General features: G+C 59.2%; 9 protein-coding genes and 2 pseudogenes. 1 reads left to right on the forward strand and 10 read right to left on the reverse strand.

Annotation, left to right across the window (positions count from 1 at the left end):
- From RFN30_RS31605 to RFN30_RS31650, 10 genes and pseudogenes are all read right to left on the reverse strand, one after another.
- Positions 1 to 569 (reverse strand): annotated as a pseudogene (locus RFN30_RS31605) (transposase family protein); the annotation flags it as partial.
- A 297-nt stretch (positions 570 to 866) separates the two neighbouring features.
- Positions 867 to 1,610 carry a MurR/RpiR family transcriptional regulator gene (locus tag RFN30_RS31610; protein WP_320253361.1) on the reverse strand — a complete coding sequence of 248 codons (744 nt, stop codon included), beginning with the start codon at positions 1,608 to 1,610 and terminating at the stop codon, positions 867 to 869.
- Positions 1,611 to 1,717: 107 nt separating this feature from the next.
- The gene (locus tag RFN30_RS31615; protein ID WP_320230225.1) at positions 1,718 to 2,029 is read right to left on the reverse strand and encodes a hypothetical protein; all 312 of its coding nucleotides are present in this window, start codon (positions 2,027 to 2,029) and stop codon (positions 1,718 to 1,720) included.
- A 149-nt stretch (positions 2,030 to 2,178) separates the two neighbouring features.
- Entirely contained in the window at positions 2,179 to 2,718 is a 540-nt protein-coding gene (locus tag RFN30_RS31620; RefSeq protein ID WP_320265888.1) for a hypothetical protein, read from the reverse strand.
- Positions 2,719 to 2,755: 37 nt separating this feature from the next.
- A complete protein-coding gene (gene sctV, locus RFN30_RS31625; protein ID WP_320237092.1) occupies positions 2,756 to 4,849 on the reverse strand; it encodes a type III secretion system export apparatus subunit SctV in 2,094 nt (697 codons plus the stop codon).
- 11 nt (positions 4,850 to 4,860) lie between these two features.
- Positions 4,861 to 5,238, reverse strand: a complete 378-nt coding sequence (locus RFN30_RS31630; protein WP_320237091.1) for a histidine kinase — start codon at positions 5,236 to 5,238, stop codon at positions 4,861 to 4,863.
- Positions 5,239 to 5,280: 42 nt separating this feature from the next.
- Positions 5,281 to 5,856, reverse strand: a complete 576-nt coding sequence (locus tag RFN30_RS31635; RefSeq protein WP_320265889.1) for a hypothetical protein — start codon at positions 5,854 to 5,856, stop codon at positions 5,281 to 5,283.
- 26 nt (positions 5,857 to 5,882) lie between these two features.
- Positions 5,883 to 6,773: a SctD/MshK family protein gene (locus RFN30_RS31640; RefSeq protein ID WP_320256434.1), complete on the reverse strand. Its 891-nt coding sequence runs from the start codon at positions 6,771 to 6,773 to the stop codon at positions 5,883 to 5,885.
- Between the two features lie 114 nt (positions 6,774 to 6,887).
- Positions 6,888 to 7,097, reverse strand: coding sequence for a nodulation protein NopA (locus tag RFN30_RS31645; RefSeq protein WP_320230220.1), 210 nt, complete (start codon positions 7,095 to 7,097; stop codon positions 6,888 to 6,890).
- Between the two features lie 983 nt (positions 7,098 to 8,080).
- Positions 8,081 to 15,007: a shikimate kinase gene (locus tag RFN30_RS31650; RefSeq protein WP_320265890.1), complete on the reverse strand. Its 6,927-nt coding sequence runs from the start codon at positions 15,005 to 15,007 to the stop codon at positions 8,081 to 8,083.
- Positions 15,008 to 17,584: 2,577 nt separating this feature from the next.
- Here RFN30_RS31650 and RFN30_RS31655 point away from each other — a divergent pair.
- Positions 17,585 to 19,041: pseudogene (locus RFN30_RS31655) on the forward strand (hypothetical protein); the annotation flags it as partial.

Raw genomic sequence — 19,041 nt, forward strand, 5'->3', positions numbered from 1 at the left:
GCTTCTGGCCGGCGGTGATGACCCTGAACTTGTGGCTTTGAGGTGCATTGTGGCCGCGGTATCCAGCGTCGGCGAGGATGCGTCCGATCTGGTTGCCGATGGTCTTGTCCATGTTGGGGCCGATCGTTGCGAGTATGTGGCCGTCATAAGGATTGCCCGGCAGTGCCTTCGCGTGCAGGGCGAACTGGCCACCTTTCGAGTTCGAGCGTGGTGGCGCAGAAGCTGCTTGCCCGCGCCGGGCTGGCGGAAAAGCGCGAATCTATCCGGCCTTCCTCTCGGGCCTTGACGCCAAACTCGTAAGGGGCATGCGCCTTGCCCTTGCTGATGCACTCGACCTCGGGCGCATGCAGGCTCCAGATCTTGCCGCCGCGCTGGCTCTGACGGTGCTCCAGAACCGCTGAAGCCTGGTAGAGCGGCCACCTGAAGATCACCTCGAGCTCTTCTTGGCCGGCGATCTGGCGAGCGATGTCGCGAATGGTTCGGCCGAGATAGGTCTTGAGCCTGCGCAGCGCCTTGTTGGCCTGCTTGAACTTGTGTGGATGCCAGCCGTTTTGCAAGGAGAGCATTGAACTTTGATCGAGTGCGGTCTTGTGTCAGGCCTGTCTCAGGTGCGGCCGTTCACATGCTGCAACTCAAAGCCTGACACAAGACCGCACTCGATCACGTTCAAAGGTTCAAAATCTTTCTTGCAAAATGGCCGGCATCCACACAAGTGCGTCATCGGTCAGCTCGCCTGGCAGAGGCGCACCCTTCCATGTCGCCTTGCGCGGATAATCACGCGGGTAATCATCAAGTAATTTCCGGAAACGCGCTAATCCCGGTACCAGCGGTTTGGATTACATTTCGCCCACCCGCTGCGCTTCCCACTATCGTTTCCAGAAGACATCCAGCTCCGCGAGCTGGCGCTCGATTTCCTTCACGACCTCATCGACATTCAATCCGGACTTGGCAGCGATCAACTTGGCCAAGATCTCGCTTGCTACCAGAGCCGGCGCGATACTTTTGAAGAAGGATTGAGGATTGCTAATTACAATGACGCTTGCCTTGGCCATACGGGCGAGCGGCGATACGCTGCTGTCGGTGATGGCAACCACAGCCACTCCTTGGCGCGCTGCTTGCCTAGCCGTTTCGATGGTTGCACGACAGTAAGGCTCGATGCCTACCGCCAGCACTACGTCGCCTTTCCCGACACCTCGCAAGGCATCGATGCCGAGCCCCCCGGCCGCATCAAGAACGACCGCCTGCCGGCCGAGCCGTGACAGCGTGTAGGCAAAATGCTGTGCCACCGGATGCTCTGCGCGCAGGCCAAGGCTGAAGAGATTTCGGCTCTCGGCAAGGACACTGGCAGCCGCCGTCAGCTGCATCGCGTTCGCGCATTCCCCGAGCCTCGCGATTTCCGCTGCCAGCGTGCCCGCGACGACTCCGACCGTTGAGTAACTGCCATCGCCATCCTGCCGACGCTCAGGCAGCGGCGATTCGGCAGACGTGCGCAGGGCCTTCGCATAAACGCTGCGCATGTCTTCGTAGCGGTCGAGGTCGAGCCATCGCGCTAGCCTCATCATGGTCGTGTGGGACACACCCGCCAAATGCGCTTGCTCGCGCATGGACATCAACGCGACGTCCTGCGGATGGTCCAACACAAACCGGGCAGCCCGCTGGACCTGAGGCGGCATCGTCTCAAACCGTTCGACTAAAAGGTCGGTTAGAGGCCCCTTTTTCATGGCCCTTCGCGCCAGTCGGCCAGCTGAAAGGTACGCCCGATTTCACAAGAATAGACACTCGAAAAAATTCCAATTGGACGCTCTTGCTGAACCGCACTGCACCGGTACTGGGCTACATCACCCGATGAGATACGCGCCAGTTCTTCATTGAAAACAAAATGCCGCGCCCTTTCTGAATGACATCTCATGTCGTAGCGATAAGCACCCTCTTCTGCGCCTTCAAGTTTCAAGAACGCAGAGGCACTTACGTTCGGAGACATACCCTGTTTGATTGCCGTAGAAGGCGCACACTTACTGGATTTGAGCATTTGAGAGATCAATTCGCGTACCTATGGACCACGCTTTTTCGCGCTGATTTCGGGCTCGTCAGGTTTTGCGGGGAGAATGGGGAACAACTGATGAAAAGCTGCTGCGACTATGTTGATCGCCTGCGATGACCTTCCGCGCGAATGCCAGTCTACCGCGATCGTGCCGGCGCACTCCGTCCGGACTTCTCGTCAAGCGCGAGCGACCGGTTAAGGTTGTTGACCAACATCTGGTTCCCGGGTTCTTTCCTGAGCGCTTGGCGATATAGCGCTTGTGCCGCGCCATGCCGTCCGCAAATGTCGAGCACAACTCCCTTCGCGTTCAATGTGCGCAAGTTGCCTGGAGCCGCAATCAAAACCCCGTCGAGCACCTGAAGCGCCTCCGTCGGGAGTTTCCTTGCTAGTAGGGCTTTCGTAAGCTGGATCGCCGCGTCGACATTGCCTGGTTGCTGCTGCAGCTGATCCCGCAAAGCCCGCTCGTGAGCATCCTGACCAACGGAGCTCAAGATGCGTTCGCGCGTGGCCGGATTGATATCCTTGGCACCGAGCAACTCGGGTGACGGCGTCTCCTTCACTGAAAGAGCTTGCGTGCCCCAGCTAGCGCAACCGCCGAGAGGAAGAATGACAAGTATTGCGAAGGGAACTGACGCCAGACGAACTGAACGCAGCTGCGAAACGACTGTTGTTCTCATGTGAATGCCGCTATCCTTACGACTAATGCTACGCACTTCAGCTGGGCTCAACGCGCAAATTGTTACGTTCTCCTGACGTTTCATGATTCGTTGCAGCGGTGAGCTTGACGGATCCGACCGGCTGAATCGTAAACTCCGAATCCAGATCCTGATAAGACAAAACGACGAGATCGATCCCGTTGCGAGTAAGGAAACCGCGGACGAAGCGTCGGACATCCATTGAAGCCAATATGACAGGATGCCGCTGACCCGGCGCAGGGTTCGAATGGATCTGCCGCATTTGTGACAGCAGCATCTCACTTTGCCCGTCCCCCAATACGAGGTAGGGACCAACAGCCGAATCACGTATCGCGCTGCGCACCAAATTCTCGGTTTCACGTTCGATAATAAAGGCGGGCACCACACCCTGAGCGTTGGCAAAACGATGGCAGATCTGTCGCGTCAGACCGGAACGAACATATTCCGTCAACAATGCGACGTTTTGCTCCTGCTCCCCCCATTCGGCCAGTGCCTCCAGGACAAGGCGGGTGTTGCGGATCGGGATATCTTCGTCCAGTAGACGGCGCAGGACATCGGCAATCCGGGGGATCGGCGTCGTGCGTAGCACCTCCTTCACCAAATCGGCATATTTCTGCTCCATTCGGCCCAGCAATTCACGCGTCTCTTGGATGCCCACCAAGCGCCGCGCACGGCGCGTCAGCGTTGCCTGGACTCGCGATGCAATAAGTTCGATGGGACTGTGATAGCCGATGCCGGCGTCATTGAGAGCCGATGCATGGCTTTGTTCGACCCAGATCTTGCCCGCTTGTGGGTCATGCTGGAAGGGGATGCCGCTCAATTCAATATTGGCCAGATCGTCGGTGAGCCTTAGCTGCGTCGGATCAATCGCATCCTGTTCGACCGGTACGCCCTCGACATCTATCCTGAACTGCGGGTCCGGCAACTGCTGTTCGACTGCAACAGGGATGCGAGGAACAATGATGCCGAGGTCAGATGAGACCAGTTCCGAAACGCGCTCAATGTGCTGTTGCAATTCGGTTTGGTTGATCGCATCTCCAAGGCTCGGTGCAAGGAGCAGGGTGATCGGACCTCCTTCCGGAGGTGGGGTTTGCTTTTTTGGCTCCCCGGGAGCTGCAGTGGTAGCATTTGCATTGTCGCCGTTTTGCTTATCACCTTTGGTAAAACTTGCCGTCGCGAAGACCGCGGCCAACACGAGAAAGACGGGCAGAGGGAAGCCGGGAACAAACCCCATCGCAACCATGACACCAGCAGCCAGCCTCAATGCCCGCGTATTGGCGGTGAGCTGGCCGGCTATGTCGGCACCAAGGTTGAGTCTCCCGGCCCCACCTACACGCGTGACTATGGTCGCCGATGAAATCGACAGCAGCAGCGCCGGAATCTGTGAGATTAATGCATCACCTATGGTCAGCAGAGTGTATTGGTGCAGCACCTCGCCGAAGGGCAAACCCTTAGACAGCCCGATGGAAACTCCGCCCAGCAAGTTGATACAGATAACCACCAGCCCGGCGATGGCATCGCCCTTTACGAACTTCATGGCCCCGTCCATAGCGCCATAAAGTTGGCTTTCTTTCTCCAACATGGCGCGCCGCCTACGAGATTCATGCTCATCGATGTGGCCATTCCTTAGCTCGGCATCGATCGCCATTTGCTTGCCTGGCAGAGCGTCCAGCGTGAATCGCGCCGCCACTTCTGCAACGCGTTCGGCACCCTTTGCGAGAACCATGAACTGGACCATGGTCACCACTAGAAAGATGACAAAACCTACGACGATGTTGCCTGAGATTACGAAATCGCCGAACGTGTGGATGATGCTGCCGGCCTCCCCCTCCGCAAGGATTAGTCGCGACGTTGCAATGGTAAGCGCGAGGCGGAACACCGTAGAGATCAAAATGACGCCGGGCAGGGAAGAAAGTTCAAGTGGCGTGCCGACATACAGGGCAACCATTAGAAGAAGTATGGCGAATCCGAGGTTGAATCCGATCAGGACGTCAACGACCGCGATTGGGATTGGCATGATCATCATGCCGATCGCCAGAAGCAGCATTAACGCGACCATTATATCCGGGTTGGCCGGCGCTCGCGCGATGAAGTTGCGCATGAGGTTCGCCATTGCGACCTTCTTTATGTTTGTTTGAGAAGAACTGTGCTGCTGCGAAGTGAAACGTAGCTTTGGAAAACGGCTCGCGCCTCGTCCATGCGACGGGCTCGCAGCAGCGCATGGCTACGCATGAGAGTGAGAGGGACGCGAGAAGATTGCTGGTCATCAAGTACGTCCAGCCTGTCCAGGATCGTCAGTGCTTCATCGCCGAGACCCTCAGCAATCAGCGCATAGGCGAAAATCCGTAGCAGGCTGACATCTTGAGAATTGTCGCTGACGGCGAGCCGCAACAAGGCTAGGCTTTGTGCGCTCTGCCCACACGCTAGGTGAGCATAGGAAAGGGCGCAGAGCAAATCTCGCTCCTGCTCGGAAATCAGCACGACATCACCGGTCTTTGGCAACGTGTGTCCCGACGGGATGACGTAACATTTGAGTGTTATTCTTCATCCAGGTCGACCTTCGCTCGCCTTGATCAAGCTGTTCCGGTTCTGTCGCAACAGCACCAGCCGCCGGAACTCCTCTTGGAGGGCGGAAATACCTTCACGCGCCACCGAATCCTCAGGTACCGCCGCTAGCGCGTCGACCAAGCGCTCCAGAAGAACACCACGCTTCCCTTCGCGCAGGATTTCCGGATGACGTAGGCGTGGCGTGATGAAGGAGAGCTGGCTACGTGCGAGAGTATGGCCATAAAGAGCGGCCATTGCAGCGCGGGGCTCGATCTCACTGATCTGAGTGCTCTCGCTTGGGCTGACGCGCGTGACCGCCTCGATTTCACTAATTCCCAACGATCCGTTGGCCGTGCGTGCGAGCGGCATATCGTGCGCGTGCGCACGCCGCAAAGTCGATGCATGCTTCTTGCTACTATTTGCATGAGCGCGATCGATCTCCATATTCGTAAGCGCGATTTTCCCCGCATTCTTGGTTCCATCATTGGCCGGCTCGGCTGCTCCTGCAGGCTCGATGTTAAGATCGCGCGCCGAGGTGCCGGAGCCGACAGGGTAGCTGGACATCTTGACCATGGAGTTCTCCTACCGAACCTGGAAGTTTAATAAGGGAGCGCAGCAACGCGGCCATTTCGGCTCAGCAGCACATGAGCGTCCTCAATCCGATCGACCATCCATCCATTATCCAATAGAGCGCCGACGAAATACTTCTGCCCACCGATCAGAAGATGTGGCAGATTCCCGCGCCAAACAGCTTCAATGGGGATTGCGGATGGCGCCTTGTCCTCTTTGATCACCACACCGTTCACGAGTGTTAGCGCTCCATTCGTGCGATGATCGAACCGCTGTTGGATCTTCTGCCACTTGGAGACCAAGGCAGGCGTGACGGTGCCCTCGGCGGTAACAACACTGTCTGCGGATTTGATCTTGATATCGAATAACTGCGCCCGATCAATTTCGTCTTGCAGCGCTTTCGCCGCTAACTGGACGCTCTGATCACCAGGGCGGTTGATGGTTACCTTCGATATAGGTGCGGGGTTAGTAGGATTGGCGCTCAATCCACTGGCGCTGCCGTAGAGGGAAAAAATGGTTGAGAGCGCGCCGACTCCAATGCAGCTCAGCAAGACGACGGCTATCACTGGCATTGAGAGGCGACGCATGCCAATGGGGCGCTTTTGCCCGGCATCTTGAACGGACCAGAGAATGGACATCGCGCCCACATGAATGACGACAGGAAGAGACACAACAACGCGCTCGCCTGCTGCAACATTTTGGTTGCCCTCTATGCGGACCCCATCCGCAAGGGCCTCGACCTCGATCGAATTGCCAAGAAGACTGATACGAAGATGACGCGCCTCTAGCCCTTGCTCGATGAAAATTATATCGGACTCAAGACCACCACCGATTACATTCGGCCCCAGAGGCGCATTACCAGTCAGCCCAGAATAGAGGCCCGACAGCACCTCGAAATCGACGGAAATGGCGTCATTCACGGAACTCTCCCGCACAAGGAGATGAGCCGTACAGCATGGCCGTACGGCTCATTTTGACTCCACATTGCACTGCCAAGGCAGCGATCGGGACGACACTACGTCCCGTTTGCAATGTTACTGAACGCGCTCGTCGGCCACCTTCTTGATTGATTGAAGGTTGGTTGTAACGGTGCGCAGCATCACGCTCCTTTCCGTCGCCTCTGCGCTCATTGCCGTGAGCGCCGCAATTTGCGACTGGAAGGCGGCAGTCCCAGCCCCTTCAGCAGCCATATTGCCAATGGCCGGAGCAGCACCACCACCAGCAGGGGGAGCAACTTTAGACATATCGTTTTACCTTTCCTTTCGAATTGCGCCGTCTTGACGGCTTACACTCCTGACGCCGAAGGATCCGGCGTCAGGCATCCTCTTCCGTGTCACCCATGGCGTCATCGAAATCAGCCATGGTATCGCTCGCCATTTGTACCGCAATGGAACTCAGAACACTTTGGAATGCCGCATTCTGATCTACGGCTTGCGGGTCACTTCCGGAACTGACCGAACCGCTGTCCCGACCACCCTCCCCAACCGGTCGGCCACTACCAGAAGGCCCGCCGGGCTCATCCTGCCTATCCCCATGGCCCGCACGAGCCAAGGAAGCACCGGTGCCGCCACCTCCACCTCTAATTGCTCCGACCATCAGGTACCTCGGTTCCTTTATTGCCCTCAAGAGGCTGCGATGCAGTGTTCAAAATCGACTTGCTCAAAGTAAGAGCGCGAGCTTTCGAGAAGCTGACGGCTCAAAAAAAAACGAAGGGACGCTGTCACAAAACTGATGGTCGTGTACGGGCTGGCCTGCTCATATCGATGCGACGGCGGCTTTAAAGGCGCCATTTTCCCGGCAAGGTGGGATCGGAAGGGGCTGTCATGCTCGGTGCCGCAATTGAAGCAGTTCGATGTGAAGCGTTCGTAGTATGCGAACTCTGCCGATGGATGAATTCAGATGGTAGGGGGCTCCCCGCGCCATCGTTATAGACCCGTTCACGATCGCCGCTAAACTGGCGGTCCGTAGGTATATAGCGCGGGTGCGGAACGGTGCTTTATTTTTTCAGACGCAAGTCAGCGAGTGCTTTTGCCAGCGAGCGCTTGGCGGCTGCGGTGGCGTTTGGGGGGGGGGCAACAAATCCGGACGCGCGATGAGGCCATCGACGATGGCCCCCCTGACTCCGCTTCGGTGGTTATTACTCTCTCGTATCGGTGTTTTCACTGCCCTGCGACTTGAAACGATACCGAGGGCTCATTCACACGCTCCCTTCAGTTCCTGTGCTTGTCTACGGTTTATCCTGGTGACGCAACAATATTGGCGAATTGCTGAGTGGCGGCCGCGTTGGGCACAGATGGGCGTGTAGCGCGCTGAGGCATGGATCCGCGTTCTTTTTGTCTTGTTGGTGAGGCGGGATGAAGGTGAGATCGGCTTGTTGGTAGAATGGTCTGCGCTCATCGATCAGTTGGGCGATCTTTTGCTCCGGGTCAGGGCCTCGCAGCAGCGGGCGGCTGGTATCCCTTTTGAGGCGCTTGTTGATAACCTCCAGCTTGGTATCGAGCCAGATCGAGACCGCCTTGTCGCCGATGAGACGGCGGCTCTGCTCATGCATCAACGCGCCGCCGCCGGTGGCGATCACCGCGGGCGCTTCCTCCAGCAGACGGGCGATCAGTTTCGCCTCCATCTCCCTGAAGTAGGCCTCGCCCTGCTCTTCGAAGATTTGCGAGATCGATTTGTGGGTCTGCTTTTCGATTATTTTGTCCGTGTCGTGGAAGTGGAGCTGCAGTCGCTTCGCGAGAGCTGGGCCGATGCTGGATTTGCCGGCGCCCGGCATGCCAACGAGCACGACCGGCCGACTGCCGAGCGCCGCGACGACTTCCTTCGCCTGTGATGACCCGACGGTTTGCGGCATGCTTGGTTGCCCGACAGGTCGCAATTTCAGGGCCGCAGTGGCGCCTGCACCGCGTTCGCCTTCGGCTTCCCACTGAAGCACGGCCAGAGCGCCATCGGGGACTGGAACGCCCTGGCAGTTTTCCATGACGCGCTGCATGAGTTGCTCCGCAGGAGCGTCCCCACCCGCCCGCCGCAGCTGGTCCAGCTGCTTGTATGTGTGATGATTGGCGAGCTTGGCTTGGTAGCTGGCCGGCGTATGGAACTCAACCTGGAAGCGATAACCATGCGGTGTGGCGAGCACGCTCTGGATGCCGCTGAAAGTCGGATTGCGCATCCTGAACCAGTTGGTTGTGTGGCGTTCGGCGTAGCCGCGCTCGTCGAAGGCCAGGATGGCTTTCTTAAAGCCACGGGTAAAATCCTGGTCGGGGAGTTCGAAGATGTGGCGGACAGCGTTGCTTATCAGCTGCGGCGCGCTGCCAGAGGGGGCGTTCAATCCGGTGAGCTGTTCAGCCATCGAGCCTTCCGATCGCACCCGGCGATCGAAATGAGGCATGTTCACCGGGATGCCGGCCTGCCTGAGGCTCTCGGCAACCCAGATTGCCGCTGCGGTGATTGCCTCCTCTTCAACTCTCGCGCGCGTCGCCTCGATTTTGGCCTGCTCCGATGCTTCCTGGCGGCTCAGCGTTACCGTCACATCGGAATCCACGGCGGCAGGGCGGCGGCCGGAGCGTTCGGGCAACAGGCCGTTCTGTGCGGCGAATTTGATCGAGGCCTCCATGACGCAAGCCGCCAGCGTGGGATTGTCCTTCAGTTCCTCCAAGGTCGCATCGACTTCGAACCTGCCCTGGCTGAGTGTCGCCGCCATGCTCTTGACGTAGGGCACGGGCTGCAAGCCCGGCGTCTGGCATAGGAGCCGCTGCAGCTCATGGCTTTTTTTCAGAAACCGGCGGGTGCCGGTGTCGGATTTATAGGCATCCGTCCCGACCTTAATGCCGAGGCTCAGCAGGTTGCTTGTGCTTTCGACGAGGTCGTCCGGATTGTAGCCATCCGGGGAAGGATCGATCCGGGCTTGAGTGTGGTCGAGCAAAAGCTGGACGCGGTCGCGAGGCTGGGACGTTGCCGGATAGCTCTCCGCCAATTCCTGGAAGAGGTTTGCAAGCGCTGGGCTCACCGACGGGCTTAAATCGTCCACGGTCTCGACGGTTGCGGACAAGTTTTGCTGATCCGCCTTCGCCGCCCATGCCGCGAGCTCGGTCACGAGCAACGCGGCCATCTCGCGCGCGACCGGATGCCGGGCGACCTCGATCTCCTGCCTCGCCCTGGCGAGCGTGTCCTGGATATCCTGGCCTCGCACCTCTTCCGCGTTCAACAGGTTAGCGATGTCCCGCCTAAGCTCGTGGTGAATGCCTTCGTAGGTGCCGAAGACAGCACGCTCGGCAAACCAGCGTCGCGCCTCGTCGGACTGCGCCAGAAAGTTTCGCTGCAGGCAGCTATAGGTTTCCAGGACGTCCTGCGTGGTGGCAAGGATCTGGCGGGCACGACTGAATTGGTAGCTATCGTCCTTAAGCGCCGGGGTATGCGACTTCGCCGGCTTGAGTGAGCGAACGCCGCGCGCTTGCTCCTTCTCATCGAACTGCCGCACATGCTCATAAAGCTGCGGTCGGTCGCCGATGATGATGACCGCGTCCCCGTCGAAGTCGCCGTCAAGCTTCTTCTGTTCACTGGTCGGGATAGCAACCAAAGAGCCCGGAGCAAACACCTCCGTCGCCTGGAGGATGCCTATGCTGTCGACCGGCGTGTCCACCTTGGCTCGATCCTTGCCGTGTGTCCAGCTCGAATGCGATTTGACGTCTTCGGCGGACAGCACCAGCCCACGCTCCGCGTAGTCGGCCGGCCACATCTTGTCTGGCACGACGATCAGAATGCCTTTGGCAAAAAACATCGGATCGTCGCCCGCCAGTTCTTTCCCCTTCTTCTCGGCGACATTGAAACTGTATTGAATGGCTACGCAGCCATCCAGGAAGGCCGCAGTCGCATCCCCGTCACCTGCCGACCTGACTTGCCTGGCGCCAAATGGCCGCAGGTTGGCCTTGTCATAGGGGGCTCGCCCGATCAGCACGCCACCCCTCCCCGTCAAGGTCTCGCTCTTGAGCGTGGGCACATGGACGCAATCATCACTGGACGGTACGGCGACCGCGCCGGGAGCGTCGATGTGTCCGGCCGTCACGGTGCGAAACAGATCCTCGGCCCCCAGCTCTTGTCCTTCTCTGCTGTCGAGCCAGGTCTTGGCCTTCTCGCGCGTCTCATCCGCCACCAGCTCGCTGCGCGGATAATGTTGCAGCGCCGAGGCAGGAACGGACGATCTCCTTGCCTCAGCAAAAGCGGCCACCCGATCGAGACCTTGGCCTTGAACGGCCCGACGAACAGCCGGCATACGCTCGGCCAACGAAGCCTTTATGAAGCCGCAACCGTCATGCGGTCGCAAGGCGATCGGGCCTTCCGGCCCGGTCAGCCTGAAGGGATGCGCTTCGCCCGTCAGACGGTCCGGCAGCAGCGACAGTTTGAAGGCTCCTTCGAGTGCGTAGTCGTGGGGCCCTAGACCTTTGATCGCCGGGGGCGCGGCAAAGCCTCGGCGCTGCGTGTAATAATAGGCTTCTTTGAATGGCGCCCAGTGTCGCGACAGCTGCTCGAACGCCGTACCCGGTGCGGTTTCGGCATATGGAATTGCCAGCAGCTTCCCCCCGAGCGCCTGAGCCCCCGTTTCGCCTGGAGCGCGGGCGGCGATCTGGGCAAGGGTCTTTTTCGGCGGTTTTGACTTGCTGCCGCCGAATAGATCCATCCGGTATGGCACACCCTCGACACTCAATGTCCGCCCCAGCATGAAGGCGCTCGGCTTTCCCGGCAGTTGTACCGCGACCACCTTCACCGCCCCTGAGGTCAGGCGATGGAAAATGGAATAGCGCGTCTCGGGCTCCGTCGGCAATCGCCGCCCCTGCATGTCCACCACCGGCAACTGCATCAGCCCCGCATCACCCTCCGGCGGTCTCGGCTCGTGGTCCATAGCGCGCAATACCTTATGGACATCGAAGACGGCGGCTGGATGTCGGGCCTGGATCAGTGCCGCGTTCTGGGCCATGAACTCGTCCAGCGCCTCGACCGGCCCCTCTGCCTCGATCTGCGCGATCAGGTTCCAGCTCATGTTGGAAAGGTCGCCTTCGATGAGGCCGCGCGTGCTGGCCAGGATCTCCCTGGTTCCGCGATGCAGCTCATCCCGACGCCGCTTCAAAGTGGAACTTTCGGCATCGACGTAGGGCCTCTTGTAAAGCCCCTCAAGGACAGCACGGGCCTTGAGCACTTGATAAATCGACAAGGCGGGACAGCGGCTCGAATTCGGTCCAGCGATCCGCTCGGCCTCGCTTGCCTTGAGTTGCGCCTTGATCTTGTGCTCCATGACTGGTTGAATGTCGTTCAGCAGGTTCAAAGTCTGCCTGCGGTGCCAGCGCAACGCCCTTTGGGAGCTGCGCGCTAACGGCACCAGAGCGGCGCAGAGATTGCCCATGGTCTCGAGGTTCTCGGGGGCAAAGCCAGAGGTCCGACGCAATGCCTCGAGTCGATCCAAGCCTGTCCGTGCCAGTAGACCCAAATCGTCATGCAACTGCGCCTTCGCCAGCGCCTTGAAGATATGCACGATGCTTAGCGCGTCGGCCTGCTCCAGGCGATCGCTGGCGTAATGAAGATGATGGGCCAGCTGATGCAGCCGATCCCTCAGCAGAGCGGTGTCTGCAATTTCTCCGGCGTCCTGTCCCCGCACGACGCCGCGCCCCAAGATATTGGCGATGGTGCCGAGCGCGACGGTAGTGAAGGTGCTAAATCTTGGACCCGCCGCGCCGAACCCGCGCGCGATATCCATGATCGCCCCGTGGCATACCGGTTGTTCGGGCCATTTGCTGAAGCCATGCAGGACAATGGCAAGTTGCTGCGAGGAGAAATCGGACAGCCCCCCGGTGCGGTCGGCGCGACAACGAACTTCAGCAGCAATTGCGACCGAGGCGTCCCCGCACCCCGTCTCGTCAGTCCACTTGCTGAAACCGTTAACCAGATTTGCCAGATCCTGCGGATTGAAAGCAGATAGCTGCTCGGCGCGATCGGCACGGCGAAGCACATCGCCGGCGATCGCGACGGTAGCCTCGCGACAGCCCGCCTCTACCGGCCACTTGCTGAAGCCATTCACCAGGTTCGCCTGCTCCTGCGCAGTAAAATCGGTCAGGTGGGCGCCGCGGCGGCGAACCTCACCGGCAATCGCAAGGGTGGCCTGGCAACAGCCCGTCTCATCCGGCCACTTGCTGAAGCCGTTCACCAGGTTCGCCAGAGACTGCGGGGTACAATAAGATAGCTGGCCAGCGTGGTCAGCGCGGCGCCGGATCTCGCAACCGATCGCGACGGTAGCGCGGCGACACTCCACTTGTTCCGGCCATTTGCTGAAGCAACCTACCAGGTTGGCCAGATCCTGCGGATCAAAGACGGACAGCGCGTCGGCGCGGCGGCGAACCTCGCCGGCTAGAGCGACGGTGGCCGCAGCACAACCCGCCTGCTTTGGCCATTTGCTGAAACCGTTCGCCAAGTGTGCCAGATCCTGCGGGCTGAAAGCAGATAGCTCATCGGCACGGTCCCCGCGATGAAGCATCTCACCAGCGATCGCGACCGTGACGTCACCACAGACTGCTTCATCGGGCCATTTGCTGAAACCGAGCGCAAGGTTCGCCAGCTCGCGCGAATCAAAACCAGGGAGCCGGCGGGCGCGGCGGCAAAGAACCTCACCAGCGATCGCGAGCGCGGCCTCGCGGCAGTTCGCCTGATCGGGCCACTTGCTGAACCCGTTCACCAGGTTTGCCAGATGCTGGTGGGCAAAACTGGAAAGTCGGCCGGGGCCGCGGCGAACCAGCTCACCAGCGATCGCGACCGTGGCGCTACTACAGCTCACTTGGTCCGGCCGTTTGCTGAAGCCGTTCACCAGATTCGCTAGTGCCTGCGGAGTAAAATCGGACAGCCTATCGGCGCGGCGACGAATCTCACAGGCGATCGCGACCGTGGCTTCGGCACACGCCAACTCGGCAGGCCACTTGCTGAAGCCGTTTACCAGGTTCGCCAAGTCCCGCGAATCAAAACCCGAGAGCCGGTTGGCAAGGCGACGGACTTCACCGGCGATCGCGACAGTGGCAAGGCGTGAACTCTCTTGTCCAGGCCACTTGCTAAAGGCGTTTACCAAGTTTGCCAGGTGCTGGTGAGTGAAATTGGCGAGCCGATCCGCTCCACTGGCGCGGCGACGAATCTCACCCGCGATCGCGAGGGTGGCCGCACCACACCCCCCTGTGTCAGACCACTTGCTGAAGCCGTTCACCAGATTTGCCAGACCCTGCGGAGTAAAATCAGATAACGCATCGGCGCCGCGGCGAAGAATCTCTTTGGCAATCACCGCCGTGGCCGCGCCACAGCCTGTCCTCTCCGGCCATTTGCTGAAACCGTTCACCAAGTTCGCCAAGTTCTGCGAATCAAGAGCAGAGAGCCGGCTGCCGCCGCGGCGAAGCACCTCACCAGCGATCGCGCCTGTGCCGTCACCGCAGCCTGCAGCTTCCGGCCATTTGCTGAAACCGTTCACCAAATTGGCCAATTCCTGCGGATGAAAATCACAGAGCCAGTTGGCTTGGCCAGCGCGACGGCCCACCTCGCTGGCGATGGCGACCGTGGCCGCGCCACACCCCGTCTCTTGCGGCCATTTGCTGAAACCGTTCACCAGATTCGCCAAATGCTGTGGCTCAAAACCGGCGAGGCCGTTTGTCCGTTCGGCGCGGCGACGGACCTCACCGGAGACTGCGACCGAGGCAAGGCGTGAGTTTTCCTGTTCCGGCCATTTGCTGAACCCGTTCACCAACAGGGCCAGGCTTTGACTGTCGAGTTCCCGAAGCACTCCGCTTTGCTCGCAACAAAATTCAGCAATGCTGCCCATCCCATTTTGGCAAGCCGGCACCCGTGGATATCGGCTGAACGATAACGCCAAGAGCGCAAGCGCTTTGGGCTCGACATCAATGAGTTCGTGGGCAAACCTAGACACCTGAGCTGCCATGGCCCGGCAAGCTTCCATGCCTGCCGGGCCTTCCTCGCGGCTCACTGCATTGCAAACTGTGGCATATCCCCATGTTTGCCGGACGCGGATATCGTGCTGCCAGTTGGTGACAAATCGAGATGTGAACTGGGCAGCGGCCTGTTGCAGGAATGTTGCAAGTTCCGGCATCTTCAGATCTCTGCGATAGCGCACCACAGCCATTGAGAATTTGCGGATGTCACCAGCGAAACCGATGTCGTGTAGGGCGCCATTAAGCAGTTCTTGCGAGTTTGCAGTGCGGCCATCCCGCCTAGCTACATGGTCGATAGGTCGCTCGCCTGATCTGGCGCCCAGATCGGGTACGCTTTGTCGATGTGGCGGCAACGCGTCGATGCGCGAGCTTCCGGCCGCTTGATGGCTGCGCCAGGGTTCGCCACCGGGCTGCCGCGTTGGTCCGTTCCGTAGCGAGATTCCGCCGTGACCGTCCCGCCCGGCTTTATTGTCGATCGGTCGTTCTCCCGGCCTGGCAGCCGGTTCGCTCACGCTTTGCTTACGCGGTGGGCGCGCGGCTGTATATGAAGGTCCGGCTGATCGATCGCCGCGCCAGGGTTCGTCATCAGGATGCAAGAAGCCTTCTTCTCGGGTTGGCCCCTCGCCCTCCGGCACCGAGGGGAAACGACGACGCCGCCCACTGATTTGACCTAGAGCAGCAGCCAAAAGTCGGTGTGAGCCAAGCGAGGGACCGGCAGGGCGGCCGCCAGCAGAATTATCGGCTTGGGGCGCAATGGGAGCGGAGGACGTCCCTTGGTTTTGAGGCCCAGAGTGCATCCGCTCCACGACGGAATTGAACGATTGACTGCCTTCTTCAGGGGCGCGGCCTGATTGCGGGCACGGACCGCTCGATCCCCGCGTGCTGCCGGAGTCAGCACCTCCAATATGCGATCTTCCAGTTCGTCCAATGCCCGTCATATATCCAATCTCCAATGCGGGCAATGCGCCGCCTATAGTGTCGAGGCTGATTCGCTCATCCGTGGGTCGAGAAGTGCGATGGACCGGGCGCCCAGGCGAAGATGGTCTTCACGAAACGGGGGTTCTGAAAAGTCTGACGCTGGCCATGCCCTCATCAGCCGCTCGAAGCGCATGCGACCGAAGTACTCACCCCATTGGTCAACTCAGCATGCGTGAGACCCCATCGGTCCCGTTCGAGGTCTTGTGGATCGCCCTGACGCGATCGCTTGCACGGCACCGGCGGCTATTCCCAAAGTTTGCCTTAATCCGGAGCACGCGCAGCAGTCGCGGCAGGAGATGTCGCGCGCACGTCGGCGGCATGGAAATAACGGGAACCGCGGTCATCGAGCCATGCGCCAAAGGCGACGATGTCCCCCGTACCACCCGACAGACATCGATCTTTCGCAAAATGTTGCTTTCCTGAGACAATGACAAAGCTTTGGCCATCGCACATAGCCGTCCTTACCTTACATAAACCTGACCTGCGCTCAGCCAAAATGCTGAAGTTGCTAAAAGCGAAGACCACTGGAACTACTGCGGCAGCGGGCGCGGGCTACAGCCTGAGAGAACTGGAAATTTGTGAGCAATCTGCGTCATCGTCAGCCCTGCGGCCGCTCCGTGGCCGAAGAGGCCGAACGATGGGAATTGCGCGCCTGCCATATCGGCTGCAGACCGACGACCGGGCAACCATGCAGGCGTTGTTCGCCAGCTGCAAAAAATTCGATTCCTGTCGGTACCCTCGTGTCGACACTGTCCTGGGCAACAGGGCGCGTGTCGTGACCACAAAACGAGCCGCAAAGGCCTGATCGCTCGATGGGACGCAGGCGGCGAGAGCTCAATAGACACGGTGACGTCGAAGCAGTCTGTCAGTGGCGTTCGAGGAGATCATATCTGCCTGTTCATTCCCGCTCAGCCATCCGAGTTCGCAACCAGTTTGAACATCAAACATCAGACCGGCAAACCAGTAGCCTCGTCATTGCCACCCACAGGCTGCGCACTTCAATATCTGTGAAATTACCGGCACGTACAAAGGTGCTCGTCAGCCTTTTGACAGCTAAATGAGAGATACACCGGACGTTGAACAACGCAAAGCCTTCGAAGCGGCCGTTAGGTTCGGTCGAAATGCAAATTCCGCATCCGAGCTTAGCTTGGGTCCAGCTATGATTTGTCTCATCTAGGGAGAGTGATTTGGAGCCCCACAACGGATGGTTTGATACGGACGCCTGGATGCGCGACTACGCTGCTCTGCAGGAACAGCAGCGGGCGAGGCAACAATCGGGAGGCATGCCCGCGGATCAAGCACATTTTGAACAGCAACTGAGCGAGTTGCAGCTCAGTTCCGCTGGTGCGCGCCCCAGTGATGCTACTTACCCTGAAGCTAGTATGCCTGACACTCGCCCTGCCAAGCCGCATGGAACCCCCCAGCGCGCTGACATAGACGATTCAATGTGGATGCCTCCGCAGTCCAAGCCACGAAATGGCGGGTTCAGCAGCACGTGCTACACCGGGCCCTTGGGAGCGCCTCCTGCTGTGCGGACGAAGGACGGCAAAGGCCGGCACCTATGGTCACGTGTGAAGTCGGGTGTCGTCAAAGCCTTTTCGGGGAGTTGTCGCGAGGACTCGTCCGGAATGTCGGCGTCGGATGTAGTTCATTCAGAGCTTCGCATATATTACGCGAAGCGACGGCTCCCGACCGAGCCCTTTGAGGCGGACAAAATCCTTGTTTCCAGGTTTTTGAGGGCGTCTCTCGGCAGCACATTCGTGCAGACTGCCCAGAGGAATGCATCTCATTTGCACCAGTTCAGTGCATGGCTTAACCAGCGCGAGAGGGACCCAATTGCCGACCGGTTGAACGACCATGAGTTGGACAACGATGCACGGGAGTATGCGCAGCAATTTGACTCTACCGGCAGCAAGAAAACCAAAGATCAAATCATAGAGGCATTGGAAAATATACGACAAACCAATCTGCCACCAGCTGAGCTCACAGATGACGAGAGGCTTATTGCGGGGTTCAGCGAGGCGGCCCAATCCGCCGGCCGTGCGAGAAAGACCGTTAGTGGGTGGGAGACCAGTCTGCATAAATTCCGCACCTGGCTACGGCCCACGAACTTAACGCTGTCCAGCTTGCTTGACCGCCCCGAGGATCTGAATCGACTTGCGACACGCTCTGGCACAAGAGATATCCATGCGGCATTGACAGTGCTTCAGGAGTTCCATGCCGCGAACGTCGAGGAACGCCCCCCAAATTTCAACCCCCACCGCCGACAGCGCTTGGCTGCCCCTCCTGCCGAAGATGCTGCGCTCATGAAGAGGTTCAAAACGGCAGCCATGCAAGCCGGGGTTCCCAAAAACACGATTGACAGCAGCCTGATACATGCAAAAAAATTCGCCAACTGGCTCCATGAGAACGACAAGGAGCCGTTGGCTTCTCGGTTTCGAGATGAATCGCTGGCGGACGATTTAGACCTGTATAAAGCCCAGGGTAACGACCCTGAGAACCGTCTTCAGTCGACGCTGAATCATCTCCGGAGGCTTATGTCGGAAGGGTGCGGCATCGAACAGATCGGGCCCGGCCCGCGTATCATGGGGCGGCGCCTCCTGGATGCTTATCCCGACGACGCCGAACTTATCGACCTTGTGACCCAAGAAAGATTGAGCAACCTTGGACCCGAGCCGACTGCGAAACAGAAGGCCCCTATTTTCCATGCGGCTAGCGTGCAACGCAGGTTTAGTGATTGGCTCCAAAGGGAGAAGAAGGGGAGCATAGTGAGCCGACTCAAGGGGGGTCAGCAGCAACAAAGTGAGTTGATGCGAGATGTCAAGGGCTTCGAACAAGCCACTAAGCATGCCAAGCTGCGTCTCAACGACCTTCGGCAATACCTACAAGTCGTTGAGGCGAACAGAGCGCTCGGGTTGCGGGATCCTGAGGAGGCGGGTTCGTTCGCCGGGGAAGGCGCCCAGCAGGCCAGCTCGTTTCAAGAGTTTTCCTCAGCTCCGCATACTCCGTTCGAGGGGGCTTGGGATTGGCTCACCACGCAGATGCAGTCCTCCACGCCCTCGTCTGCGAGGTCTCCGTCCTCAGACATCTACCGCGGTCTTGACCCTCTGGTTGATTTGCCCTCCACGCCCTCGTCTGCGAGGTCTCCGTCGTCAGACATCTACCGCGGTCTTAACCCTCTGGTTGATTTGCCCTCCCTCCCCTCGTCTGCGAGGTCTCCGTCATCAGACATCTACCGCGGTCTTGA

Source organism: Mesorhizobium dulcispinae, assembly GCF_033977345.1.
In the GTDB taxonomy this organism is placed as follows: Bacteria; Pseudomonadota; Alphaproteobacteria; order Rhizobiales; family Rhizobiaceae; genus Mesorhizobium; species Mesorhizobium dulcispinae.